Source organism: Hymenobacter cellulosilyticus (genome assembly GCF_022919215.1).
GTDB classification, from domain to species: domain Bacteria; phylum Bacteroidota; class Bacteroidia; order Cytophagales; family Hymenobacteraceae; genus Hymenobacter; species Hymenobacter cellulosilyticus.
The window spans coordinates 687,165-706,008 of record NZ_CP095046.1 but is presented as its reverse complement, the minus strand read 5'-3'; the positions used below and the strand labels follow the sequence as shown (position 1 = coordinate 706,008).

Genomic DNA, 18,844 nt, shown 5'->3' with positions numbered 1-18,844 from the left:
AGCGCGAAATGTAAGTACCGGAGTTACGGCTGCGTTGGCGGCTAGTTGTATAAGAGGCGTTGATGGAACGAAGCTCATCTATAACTGGCGGCTATATTTGCGGCATGACCGTGCAGCAGCTGGAATACCTCGTCGCCCTCGATACCCACCGGCAGTTCGTGCTGGCCGCCGAGAAGTGCTTTGTTACCCAGCCCACGCTGAGCATGCAGCTCCAGAAGCTAGAAGAGGAGCTGGGTGTGCTGCTGTTCGACCGGACCAGCAAGGGCGTGCGGCCTACGGCCGTAGGAGCCAAAGTAGTGCAGCAGGCCCGGCAGGTGCTGCGCGAGGTGCAGCAGCTGCAGGAAGTAGTGCAGCTCGAAAAAGGCGACGTGGTGGGGGAGCTGCGCCTGGGCGTGATTCCGACGCTGGCGCCCTACCTCGTGCCCCTGTTTCTGGTGGAGCTGGCCGAGCGGTATCCGCAGCTGCGCCTGCACGTGGAGGAACTGCAGTCGGCCCAGATTATGGAGCGCCTCAAAGGCCACACCCTCGACGTGGGCCTGCTCGTGACCCCGCTCGACGACCGGGCCCTGCGCGAAATTCCGGTGCTGGAAGAGCCGTTTCTGGGCTACGTGGCCGAAGGCCACCCGCTGTACAATAAGGAGTTGCTGGAGCCCGCCGACCTGGATGCCGACGGCCTCTGGCTTTTGCAGCAGGGCCACTGCTTCCGCCACCAGGTGCTAAACCTGTGCAACCCGCCGGCCCCGGCCACGCCCCGACCCTACACCTACGAAAGCGGCTCGATTGAAACCCTGAAGCAGCTGGTGAGCCGCACCAACGGTTACACATTGGTGCCCGAGCTGTCGGTGCTGGAGGAAGTGGGCCGCAACCCAATGGTGAAGCGCTTCGCCGCGCCCGAGCCGGTACGGGAGGTGAGCCTGGTAGTGCACCACGGCTTTGTGCGCCTGCTGCTGCTCTCTACCCTGCGCGACGTAATCCTGGCCAAGCTGCCCGCCCGGCTGCAGGTGGGGCAGGCCGGACAAAAGATTCGGTGGAAGTAACTTAATCCGTACGCCACACAGCGGGGCTTTGCGTACGTCAGGGAAAGTAACTGTTCTGCTTCATGCCCCAACCTATCGACTTACCCACTCTGGAAGCCGGCACCGGCTCATTGACCTTTGTTTTTCTGCATTACTGGGCTGGCAGCGGCCGGGAGTGGCAGCTTGTGCTCGATGAGCTAAGCCCGGATTTTCACTGCCTGGCCCCCGACTTGCGCGGCTTCGGGCAGGCTCCCGCCCCGACGCTGGGCTACGCCGTGGAAGACTACGCGGCCGATGTGCTGGCCCTCATCGAGCGGCGCGGACTTACCAACTTTGTGCTGGTCGGGCATTCCATGGGGGCCAAAATGGCCATGTTTGTGGCTTCGGAGCAGCCGCCCGGCTTACGCGGCCTGGTGCTGCTGGCTCCTTCGCCGCCCACCATCGAGCCCATGACCGATGAGTACCGGGCCGCTTCGCTTAAAGAATTTGGCCGGCCCGCCGCCGCCGCGGCCACGTTTGCCCGGATAGTGGTGCGCCCGGTGGACGAGCAGGTACAAGCTGCCATTATCGAAGACAACCTGCGGACTTCCCACCCGGCCTGGGACGCGTGGCTGCGCTACGGCAGCCGGGAGAATATTGCCGCCCGCCTCTGCCTGGTTCAGGTGCCCTGCCTTATCATCACTGGCAGCGCCGACCCGATTATGTCGCCCTCGGTACACGGGCTGGAAACGCTGCCCTACCTGCCCGATAATACGCCCCTGGAAATCCTGGGTGGCGTGGGTCACCTGCCGCCCCTGGAGGCCCCGCAGGATGTGGCCCGCCTGCTGCGGGAGTTTGTGGCCAAGCACGGGTTAGCGCACTAAACGCTCTTTTCTATAGCCGTTGCGGCAGAGAATTGGAGGCTGTTTTATCAGGTAAACAGACTTTTAAATAATAACCAAGAGTTTACCAAGCTTCAATCTAGGGAAGGTAATCAGATGGTTGATTACACGACACTGTGTTTACCAATGCGTGCGTAAGCTTTGGTAAACTAGATAAGGTAATGATGTAATCTGTTTACCTAATAACATGTCTGGCAATCAGTTGATTGCAACGTATTGGTAGCGCTAAGAAAGCAGCTTTGACTATTCGCTGGCGTAAATATGCTTCGCTTCTCCAGCTTCTTCCAAAGAAATTATCAGTTGAGTTTATCCGGCTGAGCCTGCTGGAGGAACGGCGGGTGGCTGGGAGCAGGGAATTCCTGCCCGCTTTTGAGCAACTTTGTTTCTATGAAGTTTCTGCTGTTTCTAAGCCTGCTCTTTGTGGCCACTGCCTGCGCCTTGTCCAATAAAACCAGCTCCAAAATCCCCGACTTTGCCGCCTACCCGACTTACCCCGGCTCCGACCTGGGCCTGACCTTTGTGCGGGGGCAGGCCCGGCTACGGGTGTGGGCTCCCACGGCCGAGGCCCTGCTGCTCAAGCTCTACGCGGAAGGCACGGGCGGTGAGGCGGTGGCTTCGTACGCCATGGAAAAGTCGACGGGCGGAACCTGGGTGTACCAGCTGCCGGCCCAGCCGCCGGGCCGCTTCTACGTGGTGCAGGCCACCATCGGGGCCAGCTCATGGCCGAAGTGCCCGACCCCTACGTGCACGCCGTGGGACTGAACGGTCTGCGCGGCGCCCTGCTCGACCCGGCCACCGTGAGCCCACCGGCCTGGCCCGACGACCGGCGCCCTGAGCTCAAGCAGACAACCGACATCGTCATCGGTGAGGCCCACGTGCGGGATTTGTCTATGCACCCACAGTCGGGCATCGAGCACAAGGGCAAGTTTCTGGGTTTGACCGAAACCGGCACCGCCGGTCCGCAGGGCGTGAGCACCGGGCTGCAGCACTTGCAGGACCTGGGCATTACGCACCTGCACCTGCTGCCCACCAACGATTTTGCCTCGGTGGATGAAAGCAAGCTGGAGGAAAACCACTACAACTGGGGCTACGACCCGCTGCACTACTCCGTGCCCGAGGGCTCCTACGCCACCAACCCGGCCGACCCCGCCGCCCGCATCCGGGAGTTCAAGCAGCTGGTCCAAACCCTGCACCGCCACGACCTGCGCCTCGTGCTCGACGTGGTCTACAACCACACTGCCAACGCTGCCCGCAGCTCCTTCGACCAGCTCGTGCCCGGCTACTACTACCGCCAGAAGCCCGACGGCTCCTACTCCGACGCCACTGCCTGCGGCAACGAGGTGGCCTCCGAGCGGCCCATGGTGCGCAAGCTCATCGTGGAGTCGGTGGCGTACTGGGCCCGGGAATACCACGTCGACGGCTTCCGCTTCGACCTCATGGGCGTGCTCGACTTGCGCACGATGCGGGCCGTGCGGGTGGCACTGGACGAAATTGACCACAGCATCTTTATCTACGGGGAAGGCTGGACGGCCGGCGCCAGCCCGCTGCCCGAAACCGAGCGGGCCGTGAAAGCCAACGTGCCCAAGCTGGACCGGATTGCGGCCTTCGGCGACGAGCTACGCGATGCGGTGAAGGGCCACTATGCCCGCCAGAACGAGGCTGGGTTTGCCAGCGGGCAGCTGGGCCTGGAGGAAAGCGTGAAGTTTGGCATCGTGGCCGCCACCCAGCACCCTCAGCTCGACTACAGCAAGGTGAACTACTCCAAGGCGCCCTGGGCCAACGAGCCCAGCCAGGCCATCAACTACGTGGCCTGCCACGACGACCGGGTGCTCTGGGACAAGCTCACGGTAGCCAACCCCGGCGCCTCGGAAGAAGAGCTGATCAAAATGGACGTGCTCAGCAACACCATCGTGTTTACCAGCCAGGGCATTCCGTTTCTGCCCGTCGGCGACGAATTTCTGCGCACCAAGGGCGGCTCCCACAACTCCTACAACCAGCCCGACAACGTGAACCAGCTCGACTGGACTCGCAAGGCGCAGTACCCGGGCGTGTACGAGTTTTACCGCAAGCTCATTGGCCTGCGCCGCACCCACCCGGCCTTCCGCCTGCCTACCCGGGAGCTGGTCCAGAATCACCTGGCTTTTTTGCCTGCCATGCCCGCCAACACTCTGGGCTACCAGCTGCAAAGTCACGCCGGCGGCGACGAGTGGGGCCGCATCACGGTGCTGTTCAACGGTAACAAGACGGCCGCTGCGGTGCCGCTACCTGCCGGGGCGTATACCATCGTGCTGCGGGGGCAGGAAATCAACCAGAAAGGGCTGGGCAAGCTGACGGTGGAAGCCGACCAGCCCCTGAGTCTGCCCGCTTCCTCGGCCCTGATTCTGGTGCAGCCTTAGCTTGGTGCTGGCTCATTGTTCGTAACCGAAGTGAGGCCGGGCCAGTTAGTAAAGCCGAGCTGTCTACCGATGGCTCGGCTTTGCTTTACTTCAACCAGGAATGACCTTTTTCTTTGAAATGCGCCGCGCCTGGAGCCGGCACTGGCCGTACTACGCGGCCGAGGCGGCGGGCATCGGCTTTTTTATGCTTTGCGGCACGCTGCTTACCATCCTGTTTGAGCACCCGGCTTCCCCGGTGTATCAGGCCCTGGCCGACCAGGATTTGCTGCGCCGGGCCGGTATTGGGCTGGGTATGGGCCTGGTTATCGTGGTGCTGGTGTATAATCCGTGGGGCAAGAAGTCGGGAGCCCACATCAACCCGGCCGTGACCATTGCCTTCTGGCAGCTGGGCAAAATCCGGCGGGCCGACGCTTTGTGGTACATGCTGGCCCAGCTGGCCGGCGGCCTGCTGATGGGGCAGCTGCTCAAGCTGACGCTGGGCGCCACCTTCGCGCACCCGGCCGTCGATTATCTGGTAACCGAGCCCAAGAAGCACGGGCAGCTAGTGGCTTTCGGCGCGGAGTTCGTCATTTCCTTTATCCTGATGGTGGTCATGCTGCTGGCCCTGCACCACGAGCGGCTAAAAAAGTCGACCGGCTGGCTGATTGGCGCACTGCTACTGCTGTATATCACCTTCGAAAGCCCGCTGTCGAGTATGAGCCTCAACCCGGCCCGCACCCTGGGCAGCGCCGTGGCCGCCCAGAGCTACACCGGTCTGTGGCTCTACTGGGTGGCTCCCATAGCGGCCATGCTGCTGGCTACCGTCTTTTTCAACAAGGTTTACAAAGGCCAGAATCTTGCCTGCGCCATCCTGGCCGGCTGCGAGGCCGCCCCGACAGCCCCACGCCACCACCCCCCACGCTACCGAGCCACCAGTGTACCCGCAGGAGGTGGCGAAGTAGTGAAATGGTGAAGAGGTGAAATGGTGAGTAGTGAGTTAAAAACTCGTGTCATGGCGAGGAACGAAGCAATCCGTCCTCTGAAATGTGCTGCGCCTCTTAAAGTGAAAAGCCCTTTCTCGTAAGCAACGGAAAAGGGCTTTCTGGTAAAAGAGCAGGTCGTACTGCGCAGAGGACGGATGGCCGCGCTTCGCTCGCCATGACACGAGATTTTAACTCACTACTCACCATCTCACTATTTCACCACCTAATCTAACGACCGGTCGCGGAAGAGGACGTAGCCGATGTGGGCAAACACGCCGAATTTGTTGTCGGCGTCGTCGTAGTGAATGAATTGCAGGGAGGCCGGGCCCACGGGGGTTTGATACACGAAGCCGGTCATGGCCGTGAGGTAGGGCCGGCTAACGGTATTGCCGCGCTCAGCCAGCAGGGTGTTGCCTTCCTGCCGCTCCCACTGCCGCACCAGCACGTGCCCGTAGATTTCGGTACGCCACTCCACCGGGCCTAGCACGGCGCGGGTGTAGCGCAGGCCCACGGCCGCGTAGGCCGTGCCCCGGTAACGGTCCAGGAACAAGGTGCGGGAATCGGGCAGGGGCAGGAAAACCGGGGCTGAGGTGAGCGAAGCCCGATAGGTAGCAAACGGGCCCTGGGTAGTAGCCACAGCATCAAAGATATAGCCCCAGGCATTCACCTTGCGCCCCACCGAATCGACTTTGTTGAAAGTGAAGTACTGCTCGATAAACAGGCTGCCCTTCAGGAAATTATGAGTACGGCTGCGCTCGGTCAGGTCGCCGGCGGTGGTGCCGGGCGTGTACTTCTCCTGCGCCGACACGGCCCGCACGCTGAAGTCGGCGCGGCGGCCACTGACGGCGTACTGCCGGCGGTTCAGGGAGTTGCGCTCGAAGCGGCCGGCGGCGGTAAGGCCCTGCAGGCGGTCCAGGTCGAGGCTGGCGTTGGAGCTAATTTCGTCGGTATTGGCGTACTGGTCACGGTTCGTGAACAGGCCCCGCTCAGGGTATAGCGGCTGCGGTAGTTGGGGCTGAAGCCAATCTGCAGCTCGGTTTTGAAGTCGCGCTGGCTGAGCTGGGTGTTCTGGGCCGTGGAGCCCAGCAGGCCGCCGGTATCCTGGTAGTTGAAGTTGTTGAAGGTTACCGTGGGCTCGAAATACAGCGGAATCCGGCCCGGAATACTGATGCGGAACGAGCCCCGGGCCCCGTTGTAGAAGCGCCCGATGGTGGCATCGGCCCGCACGGTGTAGAGGTAGCGGTTCAGGTAGCGGTAGGCCCCGCCGATGTAGAAGTTGTTCATCGAGCGGGTCGAGAGCATCACGCCCAGGTCGGCGGTGAGGTTGCTGTTCTGGCGCGCATCAATGCCGAGCACGTAGCCTTCCTGCTTCTGGTCGTAGCGGATGCGGGGATACACGTTGTTGAAGAAGTCGTTGTTGACCAGGCGGTAGTAACCTTCCTCGATGTCGCCGGGAGAGTAGCTGGTGCCGTTGCGCACGAAGAAGCGCCGTACGAAATCCTGCTGCTGCCGGGGCAGGCCCTGCACGGTTATCTGCTTGAAGTCGGGGCGGGGCGCCTTGTCCTGGAAAGCCCGGCGGCGCTGCTGCAGCGCCAGGGTATCTTCGCGCCGCTGCACCCGCTTGAGCATGAGCTCCATCTTCTTGTCGGCGGCCTGCTCGCCAAGCTGCACCAGCTGCCGCACCTTGTTGAAGTCGGCGGCCGTGATGCCGTCCAGGTCGGGCTGAATGAAAATACCGTTTTTGCCCACCGAAGTCGTATCGGCCACGTTGGAGCCCAGGAAAATCAGGGTGCTGGTCAGCAGCTGGTCGTCTTTCTCCTTGGGGTACTTGTTGAAGGCCACGTCGCCTACGTTCACCCCGATGATGATATCGGGCTTAAACTCGTCGCGCATTACGCCGGTGGGGAAGTTGTCCACCACAGCCCCGTCGAAGAGGTAGCGGCCGTCGGCCTGGCGGATGGGGCGGAAAGCCAGCGGAAACGCCATAGAGTTGCGTACCGCATCCGACAGGGAACCGCTGCGCTGCACCACTTTCTCCCGGGTAAAGACTTCGGAAGCCACGGCCCGGTAGGGGACCAGTAGGTTGTTGAAGTCGTAGTTGGAAATGGCGCCGGCCGGAGCCAGCATGGTGGCCAGCACGTAGTTAAGCGTCACGTCGTCGACGAGCTTGGGCGTCACTCGGGTTTTCAGGGTCGAATCCACGGCCAGACGCAGGTGCAGGGCGGCGGGGGTGGGGTCCACGTCGTAGTAGTTGTAGACCTTGCCTTCGAGCGGCGTGCCCGACACCCAGTTCTGAAACTCGGGCTTGAGCACGATTTCCTCGATTTCCTTGGGCGAGTAGCCCGCCGCGTAGAGGGCGCCCACGATGGCGCCCATGCTGGTGCCCACGATGTAGTCGATGGGCACCCGGTTTTTCTCCAGCTGCTTGAGTACGCCCACGTGGGCCAGGCCCTTGGCGCCGCCGCCGCTGAGCACCAGGCCCACTTTCTGGGCCGAAACGGGAGATATAGAAAGGGCCGAAACCAGCAAAAGCAGGAGCCAGCAGTATAGGTTGCGCATAGGTTTGGGAATGTAAACGGCCCCGGGCTCGGGTGCGGCTTTCCCTACGCATTCAGATAAGCCGAGTTGCCTCAGATATAGCCAGGCAGGTATATTCCCTGGGAACAGTGCCAAGCTGAACAGGGTACGCCTTGGTTGGGCAGTAAAGCCAGCGTAAAAATTGGGTTCCTGCCAAGGCTGAATGCGGCGGGGAAAGCCGGGAGCAGACCAATAGCACGCAACAGCAGTTTAGGCTGGATAATTCCGGCCGCGGGGGCTCCAGAGAATATACAGCCGCTGCTGCTCTATACGCAGAACAGCCCACCCGAACCCCCACAGTGGCAGGAGTTCAAGCGGGCTGTTATGACCCGAAATGAAAAGGGGGCACGCCGGATGTATTCCTTAGCTTGATGCCCTTCTTTTAAGCAGGCAGGTTTCGAGCTTCTGCCGGCCCAGCTTACTCGGCCGCCGGATGGTTGCCGGATACTGCGGTAGCCAAGGCGTCGGAAACGACATCGGCGGGCACGGCCTGCTGCACGGTGGCCACGGTTTGGGCTACCGGTTCGTTCGTGGCTGCCGTGGCGGCGGGCAGCAGCTTCTGGGGCTCTTTTTTGCGGTTCAGAAAGGCGGTAGCCAGCAGATATGTCGCGCTAATGGCGGCGGCCCCGGCCGTTACCTGGGCCGCGCGCTTCAGGCCCGACGACTTGCCTTCCTGGCCCGGCTTATCTTTCCAGCCCCCGCTGATGGTCGTTAGCTCCCGGTCCGGCACGTAGAGGTTGCCCGAGGTGGGCGCCTGGGGCTCATCCTGGAAGTGCTGACTGTCAATCATCTTGTGAAACTGCTTGTCGAACATGTCCGGGGCCAGGGCGCGCCAGGCGCGGTTCATGCGGGCCATGTTGCCCACAATTACCTCTTTCTTGGGGTGGCGGGTAAGCTTGGTAATGGCTTTGGCTACTTCCTCGGCCCGCACCACGGGCTTGGGAGCCTGGGCGGCCCGCCCCATGTAGTTGGCCGCATGGTTGAAGATGGGCGTGTCGATAACGGCGGGCAGCACCGTGCAGACGTGGATATCGGGCTGGTTGGCCAGCTCCTGAGCCAAGCTCAAGCTCAGCCCCCGAATCCCGAACTTGCTGATGGAGTAGGGCACGGCGAAAGGCTGCCCGGTAAGAGCCACCATGGAAGCCACATTAATCAGGATGCCTTCCCCGCGGGCCTTGAAGTGGGGCAGCACGGCCCGCGTGCCGTGAATGGTGCCCATCAGGTTTACTTCCAGCAGGCGGTGAATGTCGGCGGTGGGAATGTCCTCGAAGCGGCCCAGCGTATTCACCGCGGCGTTGTTGATCCACACGTCAATCCGGTCGAATGCGTACAGGGCCTGGCGGGCCAGCTGGTTGACCTGCTGCTCCACGGCCACGTCGATGTCGACGGCCAGGGCGTGGCCGCCTACCTGCTCGCACTCTTCGGCCAGCTCCTGCAGGGCCTCGGCGTCGCGGGCGGCCAGCACTACCGTGTCGCCGCGCTTGGCCAGCATCAGGGCCGTGGCCCGGCCTATGCCGCTGGAGGCTCCGGTAATAACGACTACTCTTTTGTTTACTGAATTCATGGCTGTATACACGAAAAAGGAAGTATCGGGTGTTGACTGGCCGGCAAGGAATTCCGGCGTTATTCGGGTTGGTTTAGAACGTTGAGGGTGAAAAACCTAGGCCTTTTCACCCACCGTCCAGCCCTTGCGCGGCACGGGCGTTTGGTCGGGCCCGGGAATAAGCCGGTCGGTGAGGGCGCCGGTGGTAAAAGCGTAGATGGCCTTGTGGACCAAGTCAATAGCCTGCTCGTCGCGGGGCCAGGTCCAGGGCAGAGCGCCCACGCCGGTGGCGTTTTCCAGGGTCTGGTCGTTGAGTAGGCGCAGGTTCAGAAACAGAAACGAGCCTACGGGTCCCCGCACGCCGCGCTGGGCCATCAGGGCCCGGGCCGCCCCATTAGAATGCCCTGCCCCAGTGCATGGTCCAGTTCAGGGCCAGGCGCTCCTCGTCGGGCTTGTGGGGCAGGCCCAGCAGGCGCTCCAGGGTATGGGCGGGCACGTAGGAGTCGGGGCGCTTTGTGAAGACCTGCTCCAGCTTTTCGGCCAGGGTCATGGCTGCTACACCAGCCGCGCCGGCGGCCAGGCCATAGAGTAGGGTCTTGCCAGTCGTCATTTTCATAAAGGCTGCGTTAGGGGAGAAGTAGCTAGTCTTTACGGGAGTTAAGGCGCGGATTTATACCGGTTTACGCGCTGAAAACACGCATTCGAAGGGGACAACTACGCAGGAAGTGAACAGTAGCCTCACGACTTGCCCGCGAAGCGCCGGACCCAGAACCCAGGCAGTCGGTACATCCGTTGCCGATTTGAATTGCTTACTTTGGGCCATGGCCGTACCCGCATCTTTCCTAGAGCTTCCTCCGTCTGATCCCAGCGTTGCCCAACCCATAGGGGCTTTGCCGCCCATCGTGGCCTCGGGCCGCATCAATGTGTATGAGCGGCAGCAGTTCAGCACCCGCAAACTCACCTTCGGCCGGCGCGACTACTACAAGATTTCCCTGCTCACCGGCACGAGCCGCTACAACTACGCCACCCGCGGCGTGCTCATCGACCGGCCCGCGCTGGTGTTTTCCAATCCGCTGATTCCTTACTCCTGGGAACCGGTTTCGGCTGAGCAGGGCGGCTACCTGTGCATGTTTACCGAGGAGTTTCTCATCATCAACGACCGAGCAGCCAGCCTGCAGGAGTCGCCGCTGTTCCGGCTGGGCTCCGACCCGGTGTATTTGGTTAACGAAACCCAGTACGCCGACTTAAGCTACCTGTTTGCCAAGATGTTGCAGGAACTTAGCTCAGGCTACCTCTACCAGCAGGAAGTGGTGCGCAACTACCTGAACCTCATCATTCACGAGGCGCTGAAGCTCCAGCCTCAGGCCACCTACTACCAGCACCCCAACGCCGCTACCCGCATTGTGACGCTGTTTCAGGGGCTGCTGGAGCGGCAGTTTCCCATCGACTCGCCCGCTCATGGGCTGCAGCTGCGCACCCCCGGCGACTTTGCCCGTCAGCTCTCGGTGCACGTCAACCACCTGAACCGGGCCGTGCGCGACCTGACCGGTAAGACCACCTCCGAGCACATTGCCGAGCGGATGATGACCGAGGCCAAGGCTCTGCTGCAACACACGAGTTGGAGCACCGCCGAAATTGCTTACGGGCTGGGCTTTGCCTACCCCACTCATTTCAACAACTTCTTTAAAAAGCAGACGGGTACTACCCCACGGCCTTGCGCACGTTGCTGGGCGGGGTAGCTGCCTCACCCACGCTGGGGTAGAGGTGTTTGAATTTCGTACACATCCGTTTGAATCCGGTTAGGAGCCCGGCGGGCTCCGGGGGACTTTTGTGCTGTTCATTCACCGCATCAGCAACCCCTTCTGTATGAAATACGCTCTTATCACCGGCGCCAACAAAAGCATTGGCTTCGAAACCGCCCGCCAGCTCCTGCAACAGGGCTACTACGTGTTTCTGGGCAGCCGTGACCCGCAGAAAGGTGAGCAAGCCGTGGCCCAGTTGCACGCCGAAGGCCTGCCAAATGTGGAGCCTGTTCAGTTGGAAGTAACCGATGGTGCCTCGGTAAGTGCTGCCCGGGAGGCCGTGGGCCAGAAAACGGCGGTACTCGACGTGCTCATCAACAACGCCGGCCTCAGCGGGGCCCTGCCCCAGCCCGCCGCGACTACCGAGGTGGCCGTTTTCAAAGAGGTCTACGACACCAACGTATTTGGCGTGGTGCAAGTGACGCAGGCTTTCCTGGATCTGCTGCGGCAGTCGGCCGAGCCGCGGATTGTCAACGTAACCTCGGGCCTGGGTTCCCTGACCCTGCACACCGACCCGACCTGGAAGTATTACCCCGTGAAGGTGGCCGCCTACAACTCGTCTAAGGCCGCCCTGAACATGTACACCATTACGCTGGCCTACGAGCTGCGCGAGACGGCCTTCAAAGTCAACGCCGTGGACCCGGGCTACACCGCCACCGATTTCAACCACCACAGCGGCCCCGGTACGGTGCCCGATGCGGCGGCCCGCGTGGTAAAAGCCGCCCTGCTAGCGCAGAATGGCCCCACCGGCCAGTTTTTCAGCGACGACAACGCGCCCAATACGGGCATCAGCCCCTGGTAAGTGCTGGCTTCGCTCAAGCCTTATTCGGCTATAGCCGGCCCGGGCTGTTGATCCAGGAAAGTATATCCGCCCCGTAAACGTCTAGGTACTCATCACTCTAACCAACACCATGCATTCTTCCCTCATTATTGCGCCTAACTCGGCCCGGCCGCTTACCGTCAACCGCCTGGGCTACGGCACCATGCGCCTCACCGGCCCGGCATCTGGGGTGAGCCCGCCGACCGGCCCCAGGCCCTGGAAATCCTGAAAACCGCCGTGGCCAGTGGCGTCAACTTCATCGACACGGCCGACTACTACGGCGAGGACGTCACCAACCGCCTCATTGCCGAGGCCCTGTGTCCGTACGCCGACGACCTGGTAATCTGCACCAAAGTGGGCGGCGCCCGCCGGCCCGATAAAAGCTGGATACCCTTCAACACGCCCGAAAACCTACGCACCAGCATCGAAAACAACCTGCGCACCCTGCGGCAGGAGCAGATTCAGCTGGTGCACTTCCGGGTGATGCCGGGCGCCGACGTGCCCTTTGCCGAGTCGATGGGGGCCATGTACGAAATGCAGCGCGAGGGCAAAATCCTGCACGTGGGCATCAGCAACGTGAACCCCGAAGAGCTGACCGCCGCCTTGCAGATGGGCGACGTGGCCAGCGTGGAAAACATGTACGGCTATGCCCAGCGCACCACCCTGAACGACGGGCACGGCGAAACCCGGGGCGGCGAGGTGCTGCCTTTGTGCGAGCAGCACGGCATTCCCTTCGTGCCGTTCTTCTCCCTGGTCCACGGCCTGCCCAACGGCGGCAACAAGCTAGCTGAGCTGGCCCGGCAGCGCGGCGTAATGGAGGCCCAGCTGAACATTGCCTGGCTCTTGCACAAGTCGCCGCTGCTGCTCCCGATTCCGGGCACTTCGTCGCTGGTGCACCTGCGCGAAAACCTGGCCGCCGCCGATATCCAGCTCAGCGCCGAGGACATGGCGTATTTGGGATAAAGTAGTGGCAAGCTGAGCAGTAGCGCTACCGCCACGCGTTGCCTTGCCGGAATTAAGCGAAGCCCTACCCAGCGGCCAGCGGCAAACCAGCCGCTGGCCGCTGCTGCGTAAAAGCCTGCCCGGCCGCGGCCCCGGGGTTGTAGCCACAAACCGATAAATTTGGGTATGCCTACGCTTCTTCTCGACCAGCCAGTGCCCGTGTATTCCCTGACGCCGCAGGGTACGCCCGGCAGCGGCTTGTTTCAGCTGCTGCGGCCGGAAGGCCAGCAGCCGTCTTTTCGGTCCAATATGCTGCTGCCCCACCGCAAGGATTATTACCATCTGGTGTTTGTGCAGCGGGGCGGCAGTCGGCACTGGGTGGATATGACGCCCTACGTGCTCAAGGAAAACACATTCTACTTCTCGGGCCCCGGCCAGCTGCAGGTCAAGGAGAAGCTTGCGCCGCTCTGGGGCGTCAGCCTGGCTTTCACCCGCGAGTTTCTGGCCTTGCAGCAAAACGCGGCCCTGGCCCAGCTGCCGCTGCTCCAGAACCCGCGCAACGGGCACGAACTGCTGCTCACGCCGGCCGATGTAGCTTTTGTGGAAGATACCCTGGCCCGGCTCGAAGCTGAATACCACCGCCCCGGCCAGTGGCAGCAGCCCATGCTCACGGCCTACCTGACTGTGCTGCTCACCTACCTGAGTCGGCTGTATACCGAGCAGTTTCCGAGCACCGAGCCCTCGGCCGACCAGCTGCTGGTGCAGAAATTCCGAGCCCGGATTGAGGAAGGCTTTCGGGAGCGGCACGAGGTGGGCGCTTATGCGGCCCTGCTCCACATTTCGGCCGGGCACCTGAGCGAGTTGGTGAAGGCCCAGAGCGGCAAGCCCGCCATTGCCCACATTCAGGAACGCCTGGTGCTCGAAGCCCGGCGCCTGCTGTTTCACTCCGAACAGTCGGTCAAGGAAATTGCCTTCGACCTGGGCTTTGCCGATGCTTCCTACTTCAGTCGCTTCTTTAAGCGCGAAACCGGCCTGACCCCGGCCGAGTACCGCAGCAGCAGCCGGGAAATGTACCCGTGATGCCGCGGAATGTGCCGTAGCCGCACCCCGGGGCCCCGATACTTTTGTGCTGTTCCAACAAAGCAACCCCCTTCCCATGAAGACAGCACTGATTACGGGCGCCAACAAAAGCATCGGCCTGGAAGCCGCCCGGCTCTTATTACACCACGACTACTATGTGTATTTGGGCAGCCGCAACCTGGAAAATGGCCAGCAGGCCGTGGCCCAACTGCACGCCGAAGGCCTGCCGAATGTGGAGCCCGTGCAGCTCGACGTGGCCGACCCCGCCTCGGTAAAAGCTGCCCGGGAAACCGTGGGCCGCAAGACCCCGGTGCTCGACGTGCTTATCAACAATGCTGGCATCAACGGCGGGATGCCCCAGTCGGCCCTTGACTCCGACATCAGTCAGTTTCAGCGGGTGTTCGATACCAATTTCTTCGGCGTAATATCCGTCACCCAGACCTTCCTCGACCTGCTGCGGCAGTCGGCTGAGCCCCGCATTGTGAACGTCAGCTCGGCCCAGGGCTCCCTCACCCTGCACAGCGACCCGGCGCATGGGTATAAGTATTACGCCCACAAAGCGGCCGTGTACCACTCCTCAAAGTCGGCCCTGAACATGTACACCATCAACCTGGCCTACGAGCTACGCGACACACCCTTCAAAGTAAATGCCGTCGACCCAGGCTTTGTCGCCACTGATTTCAACGGCTACCGCGGCACCGGCACCGTGCAGGAAGCCGGGGCCCGGGTCGTGAAATACGCCCTGCTAGGCCCCAACGGCCCCACCGGCCGGTTTGTCAGCGAGGAATACAACCCCGCTACCGGCGAGATTCCCTGGTAGAAGCCATCCTGCCCTGCGGCAAAACAGCAAGAGGCTGAAGCTCCCGTAGCTTCAGCCTCTTGCTGTTTTGCAGTACCCTTTACGCCAGGAACCAGAGCCGCCATCCTTCCCAATACCGGATGTAGTGCTTGCTGAACGATGCAAACTGGGTTGTCGGCGGCAAGCCCAACTCTTTGGCAGCAGCGTTATACCTAGTGCTGTCGGTGAAAGCCTGGTATTGCTTGGTGCTTAAATGGTAGGTAAAGCACGAACCGTCGTTCATTTTTGCACATAACACGTCGTTGGCAACCTGATAGGAGGCAACCCCGGCAATTTGTTCGGACTGGTCGTTTATCGAAACGGGTTCAAAATAGGCTGTACTCCCGTTTATTTCCTCCATTGCTAAACCGTGGCCCAAAGGAATTCGCGCATGATCCGCTGAGCCGTGGTCACCCCAGGAGGTATTTGCAACGAAGAAGAGAACCATAGAGGCAACCGCGGCACTGCTCCACCAAAACAGCTTACGGTTGGAGCTATATTTCGCCACCCGTGAATCTGGGGCATAGCGCGCCCAAAGTCTAGCCAAGACGAGAAGTACAGTGGCATAAACAGCCGCCTGTATCGAGGCTTTCAGTAGCGTAACTATTAGGTAGCCTAAATCCAGCATAGGAGTAATCAAGTAGTGCCGGGAGAAGCAAACTGCACCCGGGCCTCAAAAACGTTGTTTTTCTCGCTCAGCAGCAGCCGAGCCCCGTGCAGTTCCGCAATGCGGCTGCTCAGCCACAAGCCCAGGCCGGCTCCGTCACTGAGCACGTCGGCCTGGTAGTAGGCCGAGGTCAGCCGGCTCAGGTCGCCCAGGGAATGAAGCAAGGGGTTGCGGACGGCGGCAAACAAAGCCCCGGAAGCATACTCCTGGCCCACAATGACCTGCACGGCCGCCCCCGGCGGGCATGGCGCAGGGCGTTTTCCAGCAGGTTCAGGAGCACTGTCGTCAGCTTGTCAGCATCGGCCAATATCTGATAGGAAGCTACTTGTTCGTCGAAGAGCAGCTCCAGCGGGCGGCCCGCGGCCCGGAAGCGGGGCAGGAGCCGGTCGGTGGAGGCCAGCACCAGCTCGTCGAGTGGTACGGGGAGCAAATGCAGGGGCAGGGCCTCGGCTCCGAGGCGGCTGACCAGCAAGAAGTCATCAACCAAGCGGCTCAGGCGCCGGATTTCTTCGAGCTGCCCGCTCAGCTGCTGCTGGTTGGTGGCGGGCAGGGCGGGGTCGAGCAGGGTTACGGCCAGGCCGGTGTGCAGGGTAGCCAGCGGGGTGCGTAGCTCGTGGGCGGCAGCGGCCAGAAAGTTGTCCTGCAGCTGGGCTCCTTCGCTTAGGCGCCGCAGCATGGCGTTCAGAGTTTCGGCCAGCTCCTGCATTTCGTCGTGGGTAGTGGGTACGGGCAGAGGTGCGGCGTCCCGGGCCGTGGCTACTTCCCGCGCCGCCTGAGCCATGCGCCGCAACGGCCGCAACGCTACTTTGCCCAGCCCCAGGGCCAGCACCACGGCCAGCAGCAGACTGCCCAGGGCCGTGAGCAGCAGGCCCTGCCGCACCTGGGCCAGCTCGGTGCGCAGGGCCGTATCGGGGTGGGCCAGCCACAGCTCTAGGTGGTCGTCGGGGCGCAGAATTACGGTGCGCTGCACCCGTACCCGCCGCCAGCCTGGCGCCGTGGTGCCCGGCCAGCCCGCCGAACGGAATATTTCCAGCGGCGGGTAGCCCGGGGCCACGTAGCACACCAAAATTCGCTCGTCGAGCTGGTCGGGTAAGGGTACTACGGGCCGGCCGTTGCCAATTTCGGTCCGGTTCAGCAGCAGCGTGGCGCGGGCCTGCAGGCGGGCATCGTCGGCGCGGCTGAGTACCTGGCGAAGGTGCACGTACTGATAGCCGCCGGCCAGCCCGGTAGTGAGCACCACCACCAGGGCCAGGGCCAGAAACAGGCTGGTGCGCAAAGAAAGCGGGCGGCGCAGCATAGGCATTACACCGCCGCCGTTGGGCCGCCCACCAGCCGGTAGCCGTGCCCGACCACGGTTTCGAGCAGGGGTGGCCGGTCGGGGAAGGCGCGGTCCAGCTTGCGGCGCAGTTGGGAAACGTGCACCTCAATGACATTGGAGCCCATGTCGAAGTCTACGTCCCAGACCTTTTCGGCAATGCGGGTTTTGGTGACGACGCGCCCGGCATTGCGCAGCAGCAGATCGAGCAGGGCAAACTCCCGGTTGGTGAGCGTGAGCGGCTGCCCGGCCCGGGTCACGGAGCGGTGAATGGGGTCCAGCTCCAGGTCGGCGAGGCGAAGCACGGCGGCTTCGGTGCTGCCGCGCTTGCGCTCCACAGCCCGCAGCCGGGCCAGCAGCTCATCAAACTCAAAGGGCTTGCGCAGGTAGTCCACAGCTCCGGCGTCGAGCCCCCGGATGACGTGGGCAGTATCCGATAAAGCACTCAGGATGATGACCGGCACGCCGTCGAGCCCGAACTCGCGCAGGTTGCGCAGCACCTCGAAGCCGTTCTGGCCGGGCAGCATCAAGTCGAGCAGGATAACGTCGTAGCTGGCCGTGGCAGCGCGCTCCAGACCTTCGGGCCGGTAGCGGCCACGTCGGCCACGTGGCCGGCCTGCACCAGGCCTTGTTGCACAAAGCCGGCCAGGCGGGCCTCATCTTCAATGAGCAGAATTCGCATGGGCAGCGAAGCTAAGCAAATGGCCCGTAAAGCCCGGCGGAAGCTGTCCGGCCGGGCTTTACGGGTGCCTGAGGCTAGTTGATAAGAAACTGCACGTTGTTCACGGTCAGGGTCTGGGCGTGAATGCGGCGCAGCTTATCGGCCGCCACGGCTCCCCAGTGCAGCTCAATGGGCAGGCCGGTAGCCTGCACGGTAGCGCCGGGCTTGAGCTTGTCGGCCAGCTGCACGCCCACGTGGGGCGGCACGGTCAGCAGGGTTTGGTCGGTCAGCAGAATGGCGCGCAGGTGGCCTTGCCGGTCGTTGCGCAGCTCCTTGATGCGGCCTTCCACCGACACCGGCTTTAGCTTGCTCGGCGGCGGCAAAGGCGGGGCGGGCGGGGCAGGCGGCTGAGCCATCGGCGGCTCGGCCGGTACCGGAGCAGGGGCCGGTGGGGCGGGGGCGGCGGAGGCGGCAGGGTCATAACCAGCGTCTTTTTGCCGACCCTAATGCTCACCAGCTCCAGGCGTTGGGCTCCCTGCTGGCTTTGGTGCTCAGCTGTTTTGAACGTGATGCTCTGTTCGGGCTTGGCCAGGTTCATCAGGGACTTGGCCATGTCGGGCAGGAAGTGCACCGAGTCCTGGGAGCCGCCGGCCTGGTAGATGAAGCCGTCGTAGAGCCCCTCGGGGTTGGCCGTGTAGCGCAGCAGGGTGCCCGAGCGTTCCTGCGTGGCCAGGGTGGACAGAGGCGGGGACGGCGGGCGGCGGAGCTTCTGGGCCTGGGCTTCGGGCAGCTGCAAGGCCAGCAGCAGGAGCAGCGGTAAGAGGTGGGCGGGTTTGCGCATACGCTAGAGAAGCTAACAACTGGGCTTGTTCCCAGTCGACGCTTCAAAGGTGGCCGGCGCGCCTAACGACGGGCTGAAGCTCACATTAATTTTTCTTCAGGTGCCTTAAGCGGTTCTTCTGCTCCTTACCACTTCTTGAAAATAACGTACACCGCCGCCACCAGCAGCCCGAAGCCTACCAGGTGGTTCCAGCCCAGCTTGTCGGTTTTGAACACGTACACGGCGCATAGCGTGAACACCGTCAGGGACACGACTTCCTGAATGACTTTGAGCTGAAACAGGCTGAAGGGGCCGCCGTTTTCCTCGAAGCCGAGGCGGTTGGCGGGCACCTGAAACACGTACTCGAAAAAGGCCAGCCCCAGCTGATGAAGATGACGCCCACCAGCCCCAGGCCGTGCAGCCAGGTAATCTTCTTGAACTGCAGGTGCCCGTACCAGGCAAAGGTCATGAACAGGTTGGAGATGGTAAGCAGCAGGATGGTGTAAAAGCCTTTCATGGGGCAG

23 protein-coding genes and 1 pseudogene are annotated in these 18,844 nt (G+C 62.3%); 11 read left to right on the top strand and 13 right to left on the bottom strand.

Annotated features, from left to right (window positions below):
• Positions 1-104 precede the first annotated feature (104 nt).
• From MUN79_RS03585 to MUN79_RS03565, 5 genes are all read left to right on the top strand, one after another.
• Entirely contained in the window at positions 105-1,037 is a 933-nt protein-coding gene (locus MUN79_RS03585) for a hydrogen peroxide-inducible genes activator (RefSeq protein WP_244676424.1), read from the top strand.
• A gap of 62 nt (positions 1,038-1,099) precedes the next feature.
• Positions 1,100-1,879 carry an alpha/beta fold hydrolase gene (locus MUN79_RS03580; RefSeq protein WP_244676423.1) on the top strand — a complete coding sequence of 260 codons (780 nt, stop codon included), beginning with the start codon at positions 1,100-1,102 and terminating at the stop codon, positions 1,877-1,879.
• A 405-nt stretch (positions 1,880-2,284) separates the two neighbouring features.
• On the top strand, positions 2,285-2,659 hold the full coding sequence (locus MUN79_RS03575) for an early set domain-containing protein (protein WP_244676422.1): 375 nt from the start codon (positions 2,285-2,287) through the stop codon (positions 2,657-2,659).
• Positions 2,617-4,293, top strand: a complete 1,677-nt coding sequence (gene pulA, locus MUN79_RS03570) for a type I pullulanase (RefSeq protein WP_244676421.1) — start codon at positions 2,617-2,619, stop codon at positions 4,291-4,293. The genes MUN79_RS03575 and pulA overlap by 43 nt, the downstream gene beginning before the upstream one ends.
• A 100-nt stretch (positions 4,294-4,393) precedes the next feature.
• Positions 4,394-5,245 (top strand): MIP/aquaporin family protein, encoded by an 852-nt coding sequence (locus MUN79_RS03565; RefSeq protein WP_244676420.1) that lies wholly within the window; start codon positions 4,394-4,396, stop codon positions 5,243-5,245.
• A 233-nt stretch (positions 5,246-5,478) separates the two neighbouring features.
• On the opposite strand, the gene MUN79_RS03560 is transcribed toward MUN79_RS03565, so the two are convergent.
• The 5 genes from MUN79_RS03560 to MUN79_RS03540 form a co-directional block, all read right to left on the bottom strand.
• Positions 5,479-6,063, bottom strand: coding sequence for a hypothetical protein (locus tag MUN79_RS03560; protein WP_244676419.1), 585 nt, complete (start codon positions 6,061-6,063; stop codon positions 5,479-5,481).
• A gap of 53 nt (positions 6,064-6,116) precedes the next feature.
• Positions 6,117-7,814, bottom strand: coding sequence for a patatin-like phospholipase family protein (locus MUN79_RS03555; protein WP_244676418.1), 1,698 nt, complete (start codon positions 7,812-7,814; stop codon positions 6,117-6,119).
• Positions 7,815-8,250: 436 nt separating this feature from the next.
• Positions 8,251-9,396 (bottom strand): SDR family oxidoreductase, encoded by a 1,146-nt coding sequence (locus MUN79_RS03550; protein WP_244676417.1) that lies wholly within the window; start codon positions 9,394-9,396, stop codon positions 8,251-8,253.
• A 96-nt stretch (positions 9,397-9,492) separates the two neighbouring features.
• Positions 9,493-9,750 (bottom strand): hypothetical protein, encoded by a 258-nt coding sequence (locus MUN79_RS03545; protein ID WP_244676416.1) that lies wholly within the window; start codon positions 9,748-9,750, stop codon positions 9,493-9,495.
• 19 nt (positions 9,751-9,769) lie between these two features.
• Positions 9,770-9,985 carry a hypothetical protein gene (locus tag MUN79_RS03540; protein WP_244676415.1) on the bottom strand — a complete coding sequence of 72 codons (216 nt, stop codon included), beginning with the start codon at positions 9,983-9,985 and terminating at the stop codon, positions 9,770-9,772.
• Between the two features lie 280 nt (positions 9,986-10,265).
• Here MUN79_RS03540 and MUN79_RS03535 point away from each other — a divergent pair, with 280 nt between their 5' ends.
• From MUN79_RS03535 to MUN79_RS03510, 6 genes are all read left to right on the top strand, one after another.
• Positions 10,266-11,114, top strand: a complete 849-nt coding sequence (locus MUN79_RS03535) for a helix-turn-helix domain-containing protein (protein ID WP_244676414.1) — start codon at positions 10,266-10,268, stop codon at positions 11,112-11,114.
• A gap of 127 nt (positions 11,115-11,241) precedes the next feature.
• Positions 11,242-11,979: an SDR family oxidoreductase gene (locus MUN79_RS03530; protein ID WP_244676413.1), complete on the top strand. Its 738-nt coding sequence runs from the start codon at positions 11,242-11,244 to the stop codon at positions 11,977-11,979.
• A 109-nt stretch (positions 11,980-12,088) separates the two neighbouring features.
• On the top strand, positions 12,089-12,226 hold the full coding sequence (locus MUN79_RS03525) for a hypothetical protein (RefSeq protein ID WP_244676412.1): 138 nt from the start codon (positions 12,089-12,091) through the stop codon (positions 12,224-12,226).
• An 8-nt stretch (positions 12,227-12,234) separates the two neighbouring features.
• The gene (locus MUN79_RS03520; RefSeq protein ID WP_244676411.1) at positions 12,235-12,960 is read left to right on the top strand and encodes an aldo/keto reductase; all 726 of its coding nucleotides are present in this window, start codon (positions 12,235-12,237) and stop codon (positions 12,958-12,960) included.
• 165 nt (positions 12,961-13,125) lie between these two features.
• The gene (locus MUN79_RS03515) at positions 13,126-14,019 is read left to right on the top strand and encodes a helix-turn-helix domain-containing protein (protein WP_244676410.1); all 894 of its coding nucleotides are present in this window, start codon (positions 13,126-13,128) and stop codon (positions 14,017-14,019) included.
• A 76-nt stretch (positions 14,020-14,095) separates the two neighbouring features.
• Entirely contained in the window at positions 14,096-14,839 is a 744-nt protein-coding gene (locus MUN79_RS03510) for an SDR family oxidoreductase (protein WP_244676409.1), read from the top strand.
• A gap of 79 nt (positions 14,840-14,918) precedes the next feature.
• Here MUN79_RS03510 and MUN79_RS03505 read toward each other — a convergent pair whose 3' ends face one another.
• From MUN79_RS03505 to MUN79_RS03470, 8 genes and pseudogenes are all read right to left on the bottom strand, one after another.
• Positions 14,919-15,485: a hypothetical protein gene (locus MUN79_RS03505; RefSeq protein ID WP_244676408.1), complete on the bottom strand. Its 567-nt coding sequence runs from the start codon at positions 15,483-15,485 to the stop codon at positions 14,919-14,921.
• 8 nt (positions 15,486-15,493) lie between these two features.
• Positions 15,494-15,688, bottom strand: coding sequence for a hypothetical protein (locus MUN79_RS03500; protein WP_244676407.1), 195 nt, complete (start codon positions 15,686-15,688; stop codon positions 15,494-15,496).
• A complete protein-coding gene (locus MUN79_RS03495; RefSeq protein WP_244676406.1) occupies positions 15,664-16,821 on the bottom strand; it encodes a sensor histidine kinase in 1,158 nt (385 codons plus the stop codon). The genes MUN79_RS03500 and MUN79_RS03495 overlap by 25 nt, the downstream gene beginning before the upstream one ends.
• Before the next feature lie 5 nt (positions 16,822-16,826).
• The gene (locus MUN79_RS03490; protein WP_244678271.1) at positions 16,827-17,366 is read right to left on the bottom strand and encodes a response regulator transcription factor; all 540 of its coding nucleotides are present in this window, start codon (positions 17,364-17,366) and stop codon (positions 16,827-16,829) included.
• On the bottom strand, positions 17,366-17,521 hold the full coding sequence (locus MUN79_RS03485; protein ID WP_244676405.1) for a response regulator: 156 nt from the start codon (positions 17,519-17,521) through the stop codon (positions 17,366-17,368). Before MUN79_RS03485 ends, MUN79_RS03490 begins: the two co-directional genes overlap by 1 nt.
• Positions 17,522-17,595: 74 nt before the next feature.
• Positions 17,596-17,856: an OB-fold nucleic acid binding domain-containing protein gene (locus MUN79_RS03480; RefSeq protein ID WP_244676404.1), complete on the bottom strand. Its 261-nt coding sequence runs from the start codon at positions 17,854-17,856 to the stop codon at positions 17,596-17,598.
• Between the two features lie 5 nt (positions 17,857-17,861).
• Positions 17,862-18,341 (bottom strand): hypothetical protein, encoded by a 480-nt coding sequence (locus MUN79_RS03475; protein ID WP_244676403.1) that lies wholly within the window; start codon positions 18,339-18,341, stop codon positions 17,862-17,864.
• 125 nt (positions 18,342-18,466) lie between these two features.
• Positions 18,467-18,837: pseudogene (locus MUN79_RS03470) on the bottom strand (DMT family protein).
• Positions 18,838-18,844 lie beyond the last annotated feature (7 nt).